Origin of the sequence: Pseudomonas sp. A-1 (assembly GCF_004801855.1) — a bacterium.
Taxonomy (GTDB): Bacteria; Pseudomonadota; Gammaproteobacteria; order Pseudomonadales; family Pseudomonadaceae; genus Geopseudomonas.
In genome coordinates, this window is the sequence record NZ_SSTC01000085.1 from 1 (window position 1) to 16,588 (window position 16,588).

Here is a 16,588-nt window from a genome sequence, read left to right on the forward strand (position 1 = left end):
TATCCGCTGGCTGCCATGCTGCGTGTGCACCTCATGCAGAACTGGTTCGGCTACAGCGATCCGGCGATGGAGGAAGCGCACTTATGAACCACACAGCATGGAATGAAATCGTCACATCGCTTGATTCACTGGATATTGATTCTGCGATTGCGGCCGCGGAAAGATTGCAGAATGAATCCACAGATGATGATATTCCAAGGCTCGTTGAGCTTCTTAAATATGAGAGCTTCTTTGTTAGAGAAGCTGCTGCATGGCCACTGGCTGAAATTGCTGGCCCCGCAGTACTAGAGCCATTATTTGCCGCCTATCGGCGGAGCGAGGAAGAAGGCCATGATAATGATGGTTTTTCGGCAGCACTTATTGAGCTTGCTACATTACACCCTGATATCTGCAGGAGCGCCCTTGATAAGCTCCAATCGTCACAAGATTCGTATGTTCGCGAGCTCTCTTTATGGCTTCTTGAGTTTTGTGAGCGGCCAAGCATCTAACAACTCTTATATGGACTCTCCCCACAAGTGGTGAGTAAAGCCTGCCACCCCTGTCGTCAGTGCGGTTGCATTCGTATATCCGGCCTTCGCTGGGCGTTGCCGCCCGGGCCACTCTGTAGTTCGCGCAACGGGGGCCAAGCGTCCAATCGATCACGGGGGTCATGATTGTTATCGGCCTTGTTCTGCTGCAGGGCTCGCCTGTTCCACAGTATCGCGATGCGTAGAAGTTGATTTCACACTGCCAAAAATCGGGCGGCCCTGGGCCGCCCGCTCTGTTTCAGCGCCCCCGCAACGCCTGCTCGCGGATCTGGTCGAGGCTCTGCCGCGGCGTCAGCGCCTGCGGGTCGACGCGGATCTCCAGCAGCGCCGCCTTGCCCGCTCTCTGGGCGCGGGTGAAGGCGCCGGGGAAGTCGCCGGTGCGCTCGACCACCTCGGCGTACAGGCCATAGGCCTGGGCCAGGGCGGCGAAGTCCGGGTTGTGCAGTTCGGTGCCGCTGACCCGGCCGGGGTAGTGGCGTTCCTGGTGCATGCGGATGGTGCCGTACATGCCGTTGTTGACCACGATGAAGATCGGCCGCGCGTCGTGCTGGATGGCGGTGGCCAGTTCCTGGCCGTTCATCAGGAAGCAGCCGTCGCCGGCGAAGCTCAGCACCGTGCGCCCGGGCGCGGCCAGTGCGGCGGCGATGGCGGCCGGCACGCCGTAGCCCATGGAGCCGTTGGTGGGCGCCAGCTGGGTGCGGAAGCCAGGGTACTGGTAGAAGCGGTGCAGCCACACCGCATAGTTGCCGGCGCCGTTGCAGAGGATGCTGTCCTCGGGCAGGTGTTCGCGCAGCCAGGCCATGATCTCGCCCATCTGCACCGGGCCGGGCGAGGGCGGGCAGTCGAGGTTGGCGCGGTAGTGCTGGTTGAGCTGCTCGATCCACTCGGTGTGGCGCTGCGGCTCCACGGCGGGCAGTTCGGCGGCCGCGGCGGCGAAAGCGGCCGGGTGGCTGGCGATGGCCAGCGTCGGCTGGTAGACGCGGCCCAGTTCCTCGAGGCCGGCGTGCACGTGGATCAGCGTCTGCTTCGGGGTGGGGATGTCCAGCAGGCTGTAGCCGCTGCTGCTGACTTCGCCCAGGCGGCTGCCGACCACCAGCAGCAGGTCGGCCTGCTGCACGGACTCGCGCAGCTCGGCGCTGGCGGCCAGGCCGAGGTCGCCGGCGTACTGCGGGTGGCGGTTGTCGAACAGGTCCTGGCGGCGGAACGACAGGGCGACCGGCAGGCGCTGGCGCTCGGCGAAGGCGCGCATGCCGGCGACCGCCTCGGCCGTCCAGCCGCCGCCACCGAGCACCAGCAGCGGGCGCTGGGCCTGTTCCAGCAGCGTCTGCATCTCCGCCAGCTGCGCCGGTGCCGGATGGCTGTCGATGCGCCGGCTGGGCTGGGCGTCGGCCACCTCGACCACGTCGGTCAGCATGTCCTCGGGCAGTACCACCACTACCGGGCCGGGGCGGCCGCTGATGGCGCGCTGGAAGGCCTGGGCCAGCTGCTCGGGCAGGCGCCGGGCATCGTCGATCTGCACCACCCACTTGGCCAGCGGGGCGTACATCTGCCGGTAGTCGACCTCCTGGAAGGCCTCGCGGCCGAGCTGGTCGCGGGCCACCTGGCCGATGAACAGCAGCATCGGGGTGGAGTCCTGGAAGGCGGTGTGCACGCCGACCGAGGCGTTGGTGGCGCCGGGGCCGCGGGTGACGAAGCAGATGCCCGGCTGGCCGGTGAGCTTGGCGTGGGCCTCGGCCATGTAGGCGGCGCCGCCTTCCTGGCGGCACACCACCAGGTCGATCCTTTCCCGCGCATCGTGCAGGGCGTCGAGCACCGCCAGGTAGCTTTCGCCGGGCACGCAGAAGGCGCGTTCCACGCCATTGAGCAGCAGGGCGTCGACCAGGATCTGGCCGCCGCTGCGAGGTTTGATGACTGAATTCACTGATCGCTCCTCGGAAACGATGCGGGCGCCCGTGAGGCGCCCGCGAGTGGGTGGTTACTGCGCCGCCGCTTCCGGCTTGAGGAATTTCGGATTGGAGTTGCCCCACACCGTGTAGAGGTCGGCGAGCAGGGCGCCGTTGAATTCCTCCAGCTCGCCCTGGGCGATCTCGGCGTCGCCCTGCCTGCCGAACAGCACCACCTCGGCGCCCGGATGCACGTCGGGGATGCCGGTGACGTCGACCATCAGGGTGTTCATCGACACCTTGCCGACCACCGGGGCGCGGTGGCCGTTGATCAGCACCGCGGCCTTGTTGGTGAACAGGCGGCGGTAGCCGTCCGAGTAGCCGACCGAGATGTTGGCCAGCCGCGAGTCGCGGGTCAGGGTGTAGGTGCCGTCGTAGCCGACCTTGTTGCCGGCCGGGTATTCGTTGACCGAGGCGACCCGCGACTTGAAGTTCATCACCCGCTGGTACTGGGTGTGGCTGGGCACGGTGTCGCCGTACAGGGCGCCGCCGGGGCGGACCATGTCGAGGTGCGCCTCGGGCACCTCCAGGGTGGTGAAGGAGTTGGCGCAGTGCAGCACCAGCTGGCTGCGGTCCAGCCTGCCGTGCTCGATGACCCAGGCGGACTCTGCCTTGAACTTCTCCAGGCCCTTGAGCACCTCGGCGCGATCCTCGACCGGGAAGTGGGTCATGATCCCGGCGACCTCGAGGCCCGGCATGTTGACGATGTCCACGGCGGCCAGCTTGCCTTCGGCGGTGCTCATTTCCAGGCCGTTGCGGCTGATGCCGGCGGAGTTGAGGCCGAGGTGGATGCGCAGGGTCTTGCCCTGGGCGCGTGCCGCTTCGGCGACCTTCTCGGCGAACTCCAGGTCGCCGACCAGCTCTTCCATGTCGTAGCGCATGGCGTCCTGCACTTCGCCGAGGGTGGCGGTGCGCACGCGCATCAGGCGGCCGCTGAAGCCGTTCTCGCGGACGATGCGCGCTTCCTCGTTGCTGGCGACGCCGATGCAGGGAATGCCGCTGGCGATCACCGAGGGCATCAACAGGTCGATGCCGTGGCCGTAGGCGTCGGCCTTCATCACCGCGCAGATCTGCGTCCTGGCGCCGACCTGCTTCTTCAGCTCGGCGATGTTGTGCTCGAAGGCGACCTTGTCGATCTCGATCCAGGCGTTGGCGGACTGCGCCGTGGCGCTGGCGGCGTCGGCGGCGCCGCTGGCGTTGATCAGGGTGGGTGCGGCCTGGCCATGGCCGGCCAGCAGGGCGAGGGTTACCGCGACGGCGAGGGTGCTGCGCTTGAACATCCTTGAATCTCCTTGGCGTTTTTATTGTCGGAGTGCGCATGATTGCCCCGGCACCCCGCAGGGTGCGCCGTGCGCACCGGGACAACCGTCGTGGTTCATGGTGCGCATGGCGCACCCTACGCGGAGCCGGTCGGTTCACGCGAACCCTGCGCAGGGCTTGGGCAGATCATGGGAACCTGCCCGCGGACGCGGGCAGGCGTGCAGACTCAGGCCGCTTCGCGGGCCTCGTCGGCGTGCTCCTCGTAGGCCTTGCCGAAGCGGTTGGCGAGGAAGTCGTCGAGGGCCACCTGCTCCTGGCTGATGAAGCCGGACTGCGGCAGGCGCTTGGCGCGGAACAGGTCCAGAGCGGCGCAGATGCCGGCGGCGGTGGTGATCTGGATGGCGCTGGTCAGGCGGCCGCCCTGCAGGTTGGCGAAGATCTTGCGGCTGAACACTTCCTGCACCAGCTTGCCGTCCTTCAGGCCGTTGACGGTGACGAACACCAGCACCACGTCCTGCATGGTGGTCGGCACGGCGCCGCGCAGGATGTCCTTGAGCTTGTCCTGGTTGCCGGCCAGACGCAGGTCCTCGAGGAGGAACTTCATCAGGTCGCGGTGGCCCGGGTAGCGCACGGTCTTGTAGTCCAGGGTCTCGACCTTGCCGCTCAGGGTGTCGCACAGGGTGCCCAGGCCGCCGGAGGTGTTGAACGCCTCGTACTCGACGCCGTCGAGGGAGAAGTGCTCCAGGCCTTCCATCGGCTGCACCAGCTGCAGGCGGCCGTTGCGGATCGCCTCGCACGGGTGGCAGTACTCGTTGACCAGGCCGTCGACGCTCCAGGTCAGGTTGTACTTCAGCGAGTTGGTCGGGAATTCCGGCAGGGCGCCGACGCGCATCTTCACTTCGCGCACGCTGTCGAAGCGGGCGGCCAGCGAGTGGGCGGCGATGCCGATGAAGCCCGGGGCCAGGCCGCACTGCGGCATGAACGCGGTCTTGGCGTCCTTGGCCAGCTCCATGATGGTCTTGGTGGCGTGCACGTCTTCGGTCAGGTCGAAGTAGTGGGTGCCGGTGTTCTTGGCCGCCTTGGCCACGCCGATGGCCATGTGGTACGGCAGGGCGTTGAGCACGGCGTCCTGGTCGGCCATGGCCTTTTCCAGGGCGGCGCCGTCAGCCGAATCCAGCTCCAGGGTGGCGATACCCAGTTCGGCAATGGCGCCCAGCGAGCTGCGGTCACGGTCGGCGACGACCACCTGGTAGTCGCCGGTGTTGTTCAGCAGTTGAGCGATGGTGTAGCCGATGTGGCCGGCGCCAAGCAGGAGTACGTTCATTGTTGTTGTCTCCGGGGTTCGGTTGAGTACGGAGCCAGTCTATTGGGCGGCCCTGTTCGTCGATAAGACGTAAAAAGCCGCGTTTCGATGAATCAATGCATCAATGTGACGAACCGAGTGGACGGTGTGTCGTTCTGTCCGGCGCGGGCAGGCCTGCGGCGTGCGGCGGCCCACTGGCGCATGCGCCGCAGCCGTCCGCGTTGGGGGCAGGCTGGCGCTTGGGGTAAGCTGCCTCATCACTTCAGCCGAGGACGCCGCATGGGCCAGGTCGTTGCCGCCGCTGCCTATCACCAGGGACGCAAGGTCGCCGATATCGACATCGGGGAGGGCAGCCAGTGGGCCGCCAGGCCCGGGCACATGGTTTGGATCGGCCTGCGCGACCCCGACCGCGAACTGCTGCACGACCTGCAGCAGCAGTTCAACCTGCACGAGCTGGCCATGGAGGACGCCATCGCCCAGCACACCCGGCCCAAGCTGGAAACCTTCGGCGATGCGCTGTTCATGGTGGTCTACTCGCCGATCCGCGTGGAGGGGCGGCTGACCTTCGTCGAGACCCAGCTGTTCGCCGGCAAGGGCTACGTGATCAGCGCCCGCTACGGCGACTCGGCGCCCTATTCCAAGGTGCGCCTGGGCTGCGAGGCGCGCCCGCTGCTGCTCGCCCAGGGCGAGGATTACGTGCTGTATGCGCTGCTCAGCTTCGTCATCGAGAACTACCGGCCGCTGCTCGACAGCATCTTCGAGGAACTGGAGGACCTCGAGCAGACCGTGCTCAACCGCTCGCTGAGCCAGGCCGACATCGAGCACATCGCCGACCTGCGCCGCGACCTGCTGCGCCTGCGCCGCCAGGTCGCGCCGCTGGCGGAGATCTGCCGCGAGCTGCAGCAGCTCGACTTTCCGTTCATCGACAAGCCGATGCGCCCGTACTTCCGCGACATCGCCATCCACGTCGCGCGTCTGCAGGAAGACCTCAACGGCCAGCGCGAGATGGCCGACCATGCCATCGAGCTGAGCCTGCTGCTGGAGGCCTCGCGACAGAGCGTGGTACAGCGCAAGTTCGCCGCCTGGGCGGCGATCCTCGCCTTCCCGACCGCGCTGGCCGGGATCTACGGGATGAACTTCGAGCACATGCCCGAGCTGGCCTGGGAATACGGCTACTTCGGCGTGCTCGCGCTGATCGCTCTCGGTTGCGGCGGGCTGTACGCCAACTTCAGGCGCCTGGACTGGCTGTAGGGCGGCGCGCTTACGCGCCGTCCGCCTGCTGGTCGTCTTCCTGGTGGGGAATCGGCGTGGCGAGCACCTTGTCGATGCGCTTGCCGTCCATGTCCACCACCTCGAAACGCCAGCCCGCCCAGTCGGCATGATTGCCGGTGGCGGGGACGCGCCCGAGCAGCAGCATGATCATGCCGCTGATGGTGTGGTAGCGGCCCTTGTCCTCCTCGGGGACGTTCTTCAGCTCGAGGCGGTCCTTCATCTCCGGAATGGGGATGGCGCCGTCCAGCAGCCAGGAGCCGTCCTCGCGCTGCACCGCCCAGGCGTCCTCGGCATTGCGCGGGGTGAACTCGCCGGTCACCGCTTCGAGCACGTTCTGCAGGGTCACTATCCCTTCGATCTCGCCGTACTCGTCGATGACGAAGGCCATCTGCATGTCGTTGGCGCGGAACTCCTCGAGCAGCTCCATGCCGGTCAGTGTCTCCGGCACGTACACGCACGGCTGCAGGTTGGTCGAGAAGTCCGGCGTCTGCCCCTTGGCGACGCAGGCCAGCGCCTGCTTGGCGTGGATCACGCCGAGCAGCTTGTCGAGGCTGCCGTCGCAGACCGGGAAGCGCGAGTGCTCCGACTCGATGAGGATCTGCAGGTTCTCCTCGGCCGAGCGGCGGATGTCGATGCAGACGATGTCCGAGCGGGGGATCATCAGCGAGCCGAGCTGGCGGTCGTCGAGGCGGAACACGTTGCGCACCATCTCGTGCTGGTGCTGCTCGATGACGCCGGCCTCGGAGCCTTCCTCCAGCAGGGCATGGATCTCCTCCTCGGTGACCATGGCCTGGCCGGTCTGCCGCACGCCCATCAGGCGCAGCAGCGCGTGGGTGGACACCGACAGCAGCATCACGAAGGGCCGGGTGATCACCGCCAGCACTTGCATGGGCCGGGCAACCAGGCGCGCGATGGGCTCGGGGCTGATCTGGCCGAGGCGCTTGGGCACCAGTTCGCCGATCACGATGGAGACGTAGGTGATGACGATGACCACCACCGCGGTGGCGCCGATGCTCGCGGTGTGCTCCGGCGCGCCGAGGGACTGCAGCCACTGCGACAGCGGCGCGGCCAGCACCGCCTCACCGACGATGCCGTTGAGGATGCTGATGGAGGTGATGCCGATCTGGATGGTCGACAGGAACTTGGTGGGATCCTCGCCCAGCTTGAGGGCGATGGCGGCCGCGTTGTCGCCCTCGGCGGCCAGCTTCATCAGGCGCGCCTTGCGCGCGGTGACCAGGGCGATCTCCGACATGGCGAACACGCCGTTGAGCACGATCAGGCCGATCAGGATCAGGATTTCCATCGGCGGCCTCGCGATTGCGCAGTGGTGACCGGCATCTCCGACGTGAGTCCGCCGCTGGCGCAAGGGTGACGCGCGCCGCCGGGCGCGGGCGAAGCAGGAAAGTCTCGACGACTCTGAGTGTCCATAGAAAGCCGGGCGGACCCGGATGCTCCTCTTGTGATCAAAGGGCCATTATCCTGGGAATCCGCCCGTATGCTGTCAAATCGACTGTTTTTCGCCCTGTTGCCGGGCCTTGCGTCGCCGCCCGGCGCTCACAGCAGCTCGATGTAGAAGTGGCGCATGGTGAGACGGTGAGGAGCGCGCAGGCCAGCAGGGGCAGCCCGCGACGGGCTGTATGCCAACTTCCGGCGTCTGGACTGACTGTAGTCGCCGGATACCATCCGTCGACCAATTCACGATTTTTTCACACCGGCTTGATGCCGGCTTGATCGGAGGCTGGTTAAGGTCTGGAGATTTGGCGAAGCAGATCGACGACATGCCAACCCTTCTGGCCATATTCCCTCGTTCGCGTGCCCGGCTTGCCGGCGGGCTGTCGCGCCGCTGGCTGCGTTTCTGGCAACTGACGGCCGCCGCGGTCCTCATGCTGCTGCTCGGCATGGCGCAGGCCGGCTGGCGGCACTTCTACCCGGTGCAGGCCGGGGACGGCTGGGCCGCTGGGGTGTACCTCGACGCCGTCGACAAGGTCAGCGCGCTGGCCCTGGATGGCGAGGGCGGTCTGCTGCTCAGCCAGGAACGCAACGCCGGCCAGGGCGGCCTGCTGCGCCTGGCTCCGGGCGGGCAGCTCGGCGAGGTGCATGGCGGGCTGTCCAAGCCCGACGGCATGGTCGCCTTCCGCGGGGGCGTGGCGTTCAGCCAGGAGCAGGGCGAGCAGCCGGTGCTCTGGCGCACCGCGGCGGGCACCCGCACGCTGTTTTCCGGGCAGGGTATCGAGGGCCTGACCAGCGACGGCCGGTACCTGTACGCCATCGAGGACCGCCATGGCGACGGCAACCTGCTGCGCTACGATCCCGAGCGCGACGAGGTCGAGGTCCTGCGCCGCCATCTGGACGAGGCCGAGGGGGTGGCTGCCTGCCCCGATGGCCGCCTCTTCTACACCGAGAAGGGCAAGGGCTGGGTGCGCCAGTTGAGCGCCGATGGCAATGACCCCAAGGTGCTTGGCGATCTCGACCAGCCCGGTTTCCTGCTGTGCAATGCGGACGGTCTGTGGGTGAGCGAGGACGCCACGCACATGGCGCGCCTGCTGCTGCTCGACCGGGACGGCCAGCTGCATACCGTGCTGTCCCACCTGCGCTCGGCACAGACCCTGCTGGAAACCGCCCCCGGTCATTACCTGCTCGCCGAGCAGGGCCGCAACCGCGTTCTGCAGCTGCAACGTATCTCCTCCGGAAGTTGACCCATGCGCCCATCACCGTCCTCCTTCGCCGCTCCGCGCCCCGGCCTGCGCGAGCACCTGGCCTTCACCGCGCTGAGCGGCGTGCTGCTGCTCGTCCTCTATGCGCTGCTGCGCGCGGCCCTGCTGATCTACAACCGCGACCTGATCGGCGGCGCACCGGCTGGCGCCTTCGTCGAGGCGTTCGGCAACGGCGTGCGCTTCGACCTGCGCGTGGTGGTGTTCGGCGTGGCGCCGCTGCTGCTGGCCATGCCCAGCCGGTTCCTGATCGGCGCGCGGCGCTGGCAACTGGCCTGGCTGAGCCTGTTCGCCAGTCTGACCCTGTTCCTCGGCGTGCTGGAGCTGGACTTCTACCGCGAGTTCCACCAGCGCCTGAACGCCCTGGTGTTCCAGTACCTCGGCGAGGACCCGAAGACCGTGCTGAGCATGCTCTGGTACGGCTTCCCGGTGGGCCGCTACCTGCTGGCCTGGGCGCTGGCCAGCTGGCTGCTGTTCAAGGCCTTCCAGCGCCTGCACCGCTGGTGCTTGCCGCGCATCGAGCGCCCGCAGGGCGGGCGCTGGTACTGGCGCGCCAGTGCCTTCGTGCTTTGCCTGCTGGTGGCGGTGGTCGCCGCCCGCGGCACCCTGCGCCAGGGGCCGCCGCTGCGCTGGGGTGATGCCAGCACCACCGAGTCGGTGTTCGCCAATCATCTCGGCTACAACGCCACGCTGTCGCTGGTCGACGCCGCCAAGGGGCGCTGGTCGGATCATCGCGACAACGTCTGGAAGGCCAGCCTGCCGCCGGCCGAGGCCGAGCAGCGGGTGCGCGACATGCTGCTGACCCCGCAGGAGCGGCTGGTCGACGCCGACCGCGCGGCGGTGCGCCGGGTGATGGCGCCCAGCGAGCAGGGCACCCTGCCGATCCGCAACGTGGTGGTGATCCTCATGGAGAGCTTCGCCGGCCACTACGTCGGCGCGCTGGGCGGCAAGGGCGACATCACCCCCAGCTTCGACCGCCTGAGCAAGGAAGGGCTGCTGTTCACCCGCTACTTCTCCAACGGCACCCATACCCACCAGGGCATGTTCGCCACCATGGCCTGCTTCCCCAACCTGCCGGGCTTCGAGTACCTGATGCAGCAGCCGGAGGGTACCCACCGCTTCTCCGGCCTGCCGCAGCTGCTCAGCCAGCGGGGCTTCGACAATATCTACGTCTACAACGGCGATTTCGGCTGGGACAATCAGCAGGGCTTCTTCGGCAACCAGGGCATGACCCGCTTCGTCGGCCGCAACGACTACGTGAATCCGGTGTTCTCCGATCCGACCTGGGGCGTTTCCGACCAGGACATGTTCGACCGCGGCGCCGAGGAACTGGCCAGGATGGATCGCGAACGGCCGTTCTACGCGCTGCTGCAGACCCTCTCCAACCACACCCCCTATGCGCTGCCGGACAAGCTGCCGGTGGACAAGGTGACCGGCTTCGGCGCGCTCGACGAGCACCTGACCGCCATGCGCTACTCCGACTGGGCGCTGGGCCAGTTCTTCGAGAAGGCGCGCAAGGAGCCCTACTTCAAGGACACCCTGTTCGTGGTCGTCGGCGACCACGGCTTCGGCAGCCCCGAGCAGCTCAGCGACATCGACCTGTACCGCTTCCATGTGCCGATGCTGCTGATCGGCCCCGGCGTGCAGGAGAAGTTCGGCGCGCGCAACGACATCGCCGGCACCCAGCTCGACGTGGTGCCGACCATCATGGGCCGCCTCGGCGGCGAGGTGCAGCACCAGTGCTGGGGCCGCGACCTGCTCAGCCTGGACGCCAGGGACCAGGGCTTCGGCGTGGTGAAGCCGTCCGGCAGCGACCAGACCGTGGCGCTGGTCTCGGGCAGCCGCCTGCTGGTGCTGCCGCGCGACGGCGCTCCCAAGCTGTATGACTACCGCCTGCACGAGCGCGCCGGCGTCGACCGCGTGCAGGACGAGCAGGGCTTGGCCGAGCTGCTGCCGCGCCTGCAGTCGTTCCTGCAGGTGGCCACCCGGAGCCTGCTGGACAACACCGCCGGCGTGGTCAACGGTCCGGCGGCCGGCTCGCTGGCTCAGGCGCCGGCTCCGCGCAAGGACGAGTGATTCGGTGGGAACTGCTGCATCCGGTGCTTTCCCGGCCGGATGCAGCAGCAGGAGCAGGACCGCAGTTGCTGACGGCTCGTCGATCTGGCCGTCGCGGCCGCGCCGCCGTCTCAGCAGGCGATCCGCCCGTCGATGCAGGTCACCGCCATGCCGCCGACCTGGATGCGCGCTGCGTCGATGGCGATGCGCAGCAGCCCGGTGCGACCGATGGCGGCGCCCTGGGCGGCGAGGTACTGGCTGCCGAACTGCGCCACCTGCCCGCTGTCGCGGATGAAGGCGGCCACGCAGCCGTTGCCGCTGCCGCACACCGGGTCCTCGTCGATGCCGCAGGCCGGGGCGAAGGAGCGCACCTCGATGCCCGCCGGCTGGCCGGCGGTATGGGCGCCGAAGATGGTCACCCCGGTTTCCTGCGGCTCCTGCTCGATCAGCTTCATGCGCGCCATGTCCGGCCGGCAGGCCAGCACTGCCGCGGCGCTGTCCAGCTGGGCGACGATCCAGCGCGCGCCGACATCGATCAGCCGCGGCCGGGCTTCGCGGGACACCGCGCAGCCGAGGATGGCCTCCAGTTCGTCGATCTCGGCGTCGTCCAGCGCGGTGATCGCCGGCTGCGGCAGGTCGAAGGTGATCCAGCGCTCGCCGTCGCCGTCCTCGCTCACTTCCAGGCCGATCAGCCCGGCCGCGCACTCCTGCACCAGCTGGCCGTCGCGCGGGGCGATCACCCCGGCTTCCAGCAGCGCGTGGGCGGTGCCGATGGTCGGGTGGCCGGCGAACGGCAGCTCGGAGGCGGGGGTGAAGATGCGCACCCGGTAGTCCGCCGCGACGCTGCTGGCCGGCAGCACGAAGGTGGTCTCGGACAGGTTGGTCCAGCGGGCGATCCGCTGCATGTCCTCGCTGGAGAGGCCTTCGGCCTGCAGCACCACGGCGACCGGGTTGCCCCTGAACGGGACACGGGTGAAGACGTCGACTTGCTTGAAGGGGACGGTGCGCATCGCGAAATCTCTCTGGCGGATTGGATTGTGGCGCTCATCCTAGGTGGCCGGAATGGATGGGTACAGATACACGGACTGGATGAATCGACGGATACAGCTCGAGCGGCAGCGTCGTCCGACCCGCCAGCCGGGCACGCAGTACCAGCGCAGAAGCCGCGCGGGAGGGGACAGGGGCGGTCGGTCAAACGGGGTGGGCGGTAACGTCCGGCGAGCTCACTTGCGTCCGCCCGGGTAGGTCTGTTCGAAATGCCAGACGATCAGGGTGCCGGCCTGCGCGAAGGAGGCAACCAGGTAGTGGGGTGGAATGAACAGGGGACTGGGACGGTCCGCATACCAGTCCCAGACGGCGCCGGAGTCGGTGTTTTCCTTCCTGACCAGGGGAGCGACGCCACCATTCCCGCAGTGGAGGTCCGGCTGCCAGCGGCCGAGCGTGCCTTCGACATCGTGCTGCGTGGTTCGGCCGCGGACCAGGGTTTCCTGCAGCTCGATGCGCGGTGGGATCGGTGCCGGCGAGCGCGAAAGCGACTCGAACCAGCGGGCGGCCTCGCCCGGCCCCTCCACGACAGGCAACTGGCGGCCGGTGAGCGGGTCGACGAAGCGCCAGTCGGTGAGCGTGCCCGCGCGATCGAACGTCATGCGGAGAAATACCGCCGGGACGATCTTCCGGCTGACCGCCATCGCGCTCCAGGCCCGGATCGGATAGCGCCAGACGACCTCGCCTGGCAGGCAGCTCGGTACCCGGTCGGCGGGCTGGCCCAGCTCGAACATCACGGCGGTTTCCCCCGTGCCGCGCACCAGTTGCCGTGCCCGATCCAGGCTGGCGCCTTGCTGGTCGATCCCGGCGACCGGCACCGGCCTGACGCTGGGCGATCGGGCGCTGCCGCACCCCTGACTCGCCAGGGTGGCCGCTGTGGCCAGGGCGATAAGCTTCCAGTTGGGCATCGACCTTCGGGCTCGCTGGGCTGGACGGAAAGGCGTCTGGCGGGCCGGGCCCCCATCCGCTGCCTGAGAGCGTAGCCGGCCCGGACCTGATCGGTCGCGCTCAGTGGTCGAGGCGGGCGCGCAGTGCGGCGAAACCCCTGCGGTAGTCTGCCGCCAGTGCGCGCGCCAGCTCGTCGAGGGGGCGGCGGTTGACCGCGAGGGCCACGTCGAGCCCGGCGGCGATCTCCGTCGGCAGCACGCCGAGCGGCAGCCCGGCTGACTCCCAGGTGGCGGCGTAGGCCTCGGGCTTGCCGGGGCCGCGGCGCTGCAGGGTGAGGCGGGGCAGGGCGTAGGCCATGGCGACGATCCGCCCGTGCAGGCTGCTGCCGATGAAACCGCGGCTGGCGGCGATCAGGGCGCAGATGTCCCAGAGGTCAAGCGTGGCGACGATGCGCGTCGGCGCACGCATCCGCGCCGCCGTGCGCCGGTAGCAGTCCAGATCGTCGTGCCAGGGCGCGGCGCCGGCGCGGAAGAAGGCGATGCCCAGTCCGCGGGCCTGCGCGACGCGGTCCAGCTGCGCGGCGATGGCCGTGAGGGTGGCGTCGTCGCCGAAGTCGGCGCTGAACTGCACGGCGAGATAGCCGCGGGGGAAGGCGCGCCGGAGTTCGGCGACCTCGCCCTGCGCGGCATGGCGCTTGATCCGCGCGCCGAACAGCTCGCGCACCAGCACCGCCGGGTCGGGCAGCAGTTGCGCGGCGATGCCGGCCTCCCGCAGCAGCGTCTGGGTGCGCCGCTCACGCACGCTCAGGTAATCGGCGGCGCGCAGCTTGCCCAGCACCTCGGCGCGCAGGGCCGGATCGCGTGTATCCAGATCCATGCCGCCCACCGCGTCGAACAGCAGGCGCGCCCGCGGGAACAGCCCGTGCCCCGCCACGTAGGGCGCCCGGTCAGGAATGCCCAGCACGCCCTGCGCCCAGGCCAGACGCTCGGCCGGCAGGTGGTCGAGGCGCGCCAGCGTGGCCTGCACCTGGTCTGCCGGCAGCAGCATCACCGCCGCCTCCCAGGCATCGCAGGCCAGCAGCTCGCCGCCGACGTGCAGCAGGTCGACCGGCTGGCCGGCGAGTTCCCGGGCCAGCGTCGCCAGCGCCTCGACCTGGTGGCCGCCCCACGGCCGCAGGTCGCGGCCGGCCAGCCCGGCGAAGCGCAGTTCACACCCCGCCAGCAGCGCGGTGGCGATGTGCGGGAACAGCAGGTCACCGAAGTTGTGCCGGTCGAAGGCGCCGAACAGCAGGGTGGGGTGGGCGTGGGGCATCGCAGGCAGTCGGGATAAGGTCAGTCGTCCATTCATGAAAGCCGCAGGCGGGCAAGTTGCGCAATCCGGCCCATACTTGCTGTCCGGTCCAGCCAAGAGGAGCGCCAGCATGATCACCGTCAACCCGGAAACCGTTGCCCGGCTCATGGACCTGGCCCGTGCCTTTCACGCCAAGGAACAGGTGGTCATCCCCCAGGAACCCAACAGCCCGAGCGACGACTGGGCCCTGCAGGCACTGGCCGACCACGGGGACGACGAGTACTACGGCGAGTTCGAGTCGATCATCGACGACCTGGAGCCGGACCAGCAGCAGGAAGTGGTGGCACTGATGTGGCTGGGCCGCGGCGACGGCACCCTGGAGGAGTGGGACGACCTGCTCAGGCAGGCCGCCGAACAGTGGAACCCGCGTACCGCCGACTACCTGATCGCCCATCCGTTTCTGGCGGAGTATCTGCGCGAGGGGCTGGATCTGCAGGGGTATGGGGAGGAGTGAGTGTCGGGGATTGGGGGGGCCTGCCGTGACGTGGGCGCGGCTTGCGGACCTCCATGCCGCAGGCGCCTGAAAGTAGTGACGCCTTGCGCTGGCAATGACCGGTGGAAGCCCGCTGGCGAAGGTCCGGTCGATCGCGTGGCTGGGCTTCGCTATTTTTCGGCAGGTATCTCGGCAGCAACCGGCGAGTATCGATACCAGAGGTTTTCTACCCGGTAGTCCGAGCCCAGGATGAACCGGGAGATAGTGACATCGTCGCTGCGCCAGTTGACGACCAGTGAGCCGTCGATGGACTTGAGCAGATTGATATTGGTTCCACCGCCGCCGACCCCCAGGATCGACACATGGGTGTGGCTGACAGGCTCATTGAAAAACCGCAGGGTCGGTTCGTCGTTCAGCGTACGACAACTGAAGAGGTCGTCAACACGGCTCTCGAATGGCGTAAAGCGATAGCGCCTGAAGCTCAGCGGAGTGCGGCGCCCTGCGGAGTCAATGAAGGTGATGGTCATCGAGTCAGGTGTCTGCTGGATGGACACCCAGGCCGATTCGCTCGGAATGGTCGGCCACGACTGCTGCCAGGTCGCAGGGCCAGTGGCGCTTTTCGAGCGGGCCATCGCCATGAATATGTCAGTCAGTGATGGTGGCTCACCTGCTACGGTCGGGAACGATGCTGTTCCCCGGTTGCTGTACGTACCCTGAAGATCAGGACAGCCTTCCGGTGTGGGCACGGACCTTATCGAAGCCCACTCCGCTGGGTACGGTGGATTCCCGGCGCTGGTTGCGCAACCCGCCAGGGTGAGCACAAGCGCCATTGATGTGGCGGTGGCAATTCTCAATGCCGAGGTGTCCGACGTTTGAGCTGAGGCTCTGCCGCCGGGAAGGCTCTTGGCCTGCTGGGCGGATGATGGTATTGCCCGGCTGGCGAGCCAGGCGACGTGCCGGTAGCAGTCCGCGCCAGCCAAGAGGCAGGACCATGTTGCATCACGGGCGGCTGGCCGTGAAGCGAGCCCATGGCTCTGACTTGCCGAAGAGCGGGACCCCGATGACAAGGTCTGCATGGTAGTTCTGCAGTCTCAGGACCAGCGAGCCATCCGCTGCGCCTGACATGTATACGTTGGACTGCGCACCACCTGCGCCAATGTATGGGAACGACCAGTATCTCTCGTTGATCCGCGTGCAGCTCAATGTCTGTCGAATGCAGAAGCAGTTTGTGAGCTCCGTCCTGGCGCTCTCGTCCCCATCCGGCACGACGAGCAGGGTAGAAATGGCGTCACCCTTGTTATCGAGCCTTTGGGTCCGAACCGCAAGTGACACGACCTTGGCGCCTCGCGATAGATGAAGGATCTGCGTCAAGAGCGCGTCAGAGCGCCCGGAGTCTGCAACTGCAAGCTCGCCCGAGTTCGCATAGGTACCGTTCAACTCGCGGCACTCCTCGCCAGCGGTCATCACATCGGGCCAATCGGCCGGATAGGAGTCATCCCTGGTAAGAGGTGCATGCAGGGTGACGCAGCCTGCGAGGAGCACGAGTGACGAAGTGAATGGAGTTTGCCGCAGCCAAAGCTTGAGCGTGCCCATGGTCCTGACGATCAGGCAAAAGCGTAGCTTTCGACTGTCCAGGGAGCGAAGTGAGCGACAGTCGAGTGCATTATCGGGACTCCAGGCTCCGTCTTTTGGATTTTTATAATAGATGAGCCGTGGCGATGATGGGGGGCGGCGGCAAAAACTGAGTGCAACACCTGACCTTTCCGGTACGGTGTTGCCATGTCTTACCACGAACTCAGCAT

Annotated in this window: 13 protein-coding genes and 1 pseudogene; 5 read left to right on the forward strand and 9 right to left on the reverse strand. The window is 67.5% G+C overall.

The features are described 5' to 3' along the window. Positions 1-78, forward strand: a pseudogene (locus tag E5198_RS16820) (transposase); the annotation flags it as partial. Positions 79-765: 687 nt separating this feature from the next. On the opposite strand, the gene E5198_RS16830 reads toward E5198_RS16820, so the two are convergent. The 3 genes from E5198_RS16830 to E5198_RS16840 all read right to left on the reverse strand — a co-directional run bounded on the left by E5198_RS16830 (position 766) and on the right by E5198_RS16840 (position 5,054). Continuing rightward, entirely contained in the window at positions 766-2,448 is a 1,683-nt protein-coding gene (locus tag E5198_RS16830) for a thiamine pyrophosphate-binding protein (protein WP_136491120.1), read from the reverse strand. 54 nt (positions 2,449-2,502) lie between these two features. Continuing rightward, positions 2,503-3,750: an alanine racemase gene (alr, locus tag E5198_RS16835; RefSeq protein ID WP_136491121.1), complete on the reverse strand. Its 1,248-nt coding sequence runs from the start codon at positions 3,748-3,750 to the stop codon at positions 2,503-2,505. A gap of 206 nt (positions 3,751-3,956) precedes the next feature. Continuing rightward, on the reverse strand, positions 3,957-5,054 hold the full coding sequence (locus tag E5198_RS16840; RefSeq protein WP_136491122.1) for a saccharopine dehydrogenase family protein: 1,098 nt from the start codon (positions 5,052-5,054) through the stop codon (positions 3,957-3,959). Between the two features lie 258 nt (positions 5,055-5,312). On the opposite strand from E5198_RS16840, the gene E5198_RS16845 reads away from it, so the two are divergent. Next, positions 5,313-6,284 (forward strand): magnesium and cobalt transport protein CorA, encoded by a 972-nt coding sequence (locus E5198_RS16845; protein ID WP_136491123.1) that lies wholly within the window; start codon positions 5,313-5,315, stop codon positions 6,282-6,284. Between the two features lie 10 nt (positions 6,285-6,294). On the opposite strand, the gene E5198_RS16850 is transcribed toward E5198_RS16845, so the two are convergent. Then, the gene (locus E5198_RS16850) at positions 6,295-7,608 is read right to left on the reverse strand and encodes a hemolysin family protein (protein WP_136491124.1); all 1,314 of its coding nucleotides are present in this window, start codon (positions 7,606-7,608) and stop codon (positions 6,295-6,297) included. A gap of 475 nt (positions 7,609-8,083) precedes the next feature. Here E5198_RS16850 and E5198_RS16855 point away from each other — a divergent pair, with 475 nt between their 5' ends. Beyond that, the gene (locus E5198_RS16855) at positions 8,084-9,001 is read left to right on the forward strand and encodes a hypothetical protein (protein ID WP_178084090.1); all 918 of its coding nucleotides are present in this window, start codon (positions 8,084-8,086) and stop codon (positions 8,999-9,001) included. A gap of 3 nt (positions 9,002-9,004) precedes the next feature. Further along, positions 9,005-11,092 carry an LTA synthase family protein gene (locus E5198_RS16860; protein ID WP_136491125.1) on the forward strand — a complete coding sequence of 696 codons (2,088 nt, stop codon included), beginning with the start codon at positions 9,005-9,007 and terminating at the stop codon, positions 11,090-11,092. Positions 11,093-11,202: 110 nt separating this feature from the next. Here E5198_RS16860 and E5198_RS16865 read toward each other — a convergent pair whose 3' ends face one another. From E5198_RS16865 to E5198_RS16875, 3 genes are all read right to left on the reverse strand, one after another. Further along, positions 11,203-12,081, reverse strand: a complete 879-nt coding sequence (locus E5198_RS16865) for a PhzF family phenazine biosynthesis protein (RefSeq protein WP_136491126.1) — start codon at positions 12,079-12,081, stop codon at positions 11,203-11,205. Between the two features lie 213 nt (positions 12,082-12,294). Further along, complete coding sequence (locus tag E5198_RS16870) at positions 12,295-13,023, reverse strand: hypothetical protein (RefSeq protein ID WP_136491127.1); 729 nt, start codon at positions 13,021-13,023, stop codon at positions 12,295-12,297. 100 nt (positions 13,024-13,123) lie between these two features. Continuing rightward, the gene (locus E5198_RS16875) at positions 13,124-14,314 is read right to left on the reverse strand and encodes a polysaccharide pyruvyl transferase family protein (RefSeq protein WP_136491128.1); all 1,191 of its coding nucleotides are present in this window, start codon (positions 14,312-14,314) and stop codon (positions 13,124-13,126) included. A gap of 109 nt (positions 14,315-14,423) precedes the next feature. Between E5198_RS16875 and E5198_RS16880 the strand changes: the two genes are divergently transcribed. Beyond that, the gene (locus tag E5198_RS16880) at positions 14,424-14,807 is read left to right on the forward strand and encodes a DUF3775 domain-containing protein (protein ID WP_136491129.1); all 384 of its coding nucleotides are present in this window, start codon (positions 14,424-14,426) and stop codon (positions 14,805-14,807) included. A gap of 149 nt (positions 14,808-14,956) precedes the next feature. Here E5198_RS16880 and E5198_RS16885 read toward each other — a convergent pair whose 3' ends face one another. Together E5198_RS16885 and E5198_RS16890 are read right to left on the reverse strand one after the other, a co-directional pair. Then, entirely contained in the window at positions 14,957-15,424 is a 468-nt protein-coding gene (locus tag E5198_RS16885) for a hypothetical protein (RefSeq protein ID WP_136491130.1), read from the reverse strand. Positions 15,425-15,785: 361 nt separating this feature from the next. Further along, positions 15,786-16,588, reverse strand: an 803-nt coding sequence (locus tag E5198_RS16890) for a hypothetical protein (protein WP_218569067.1), incomplete at its 5' end; no start/stop codon positions are given.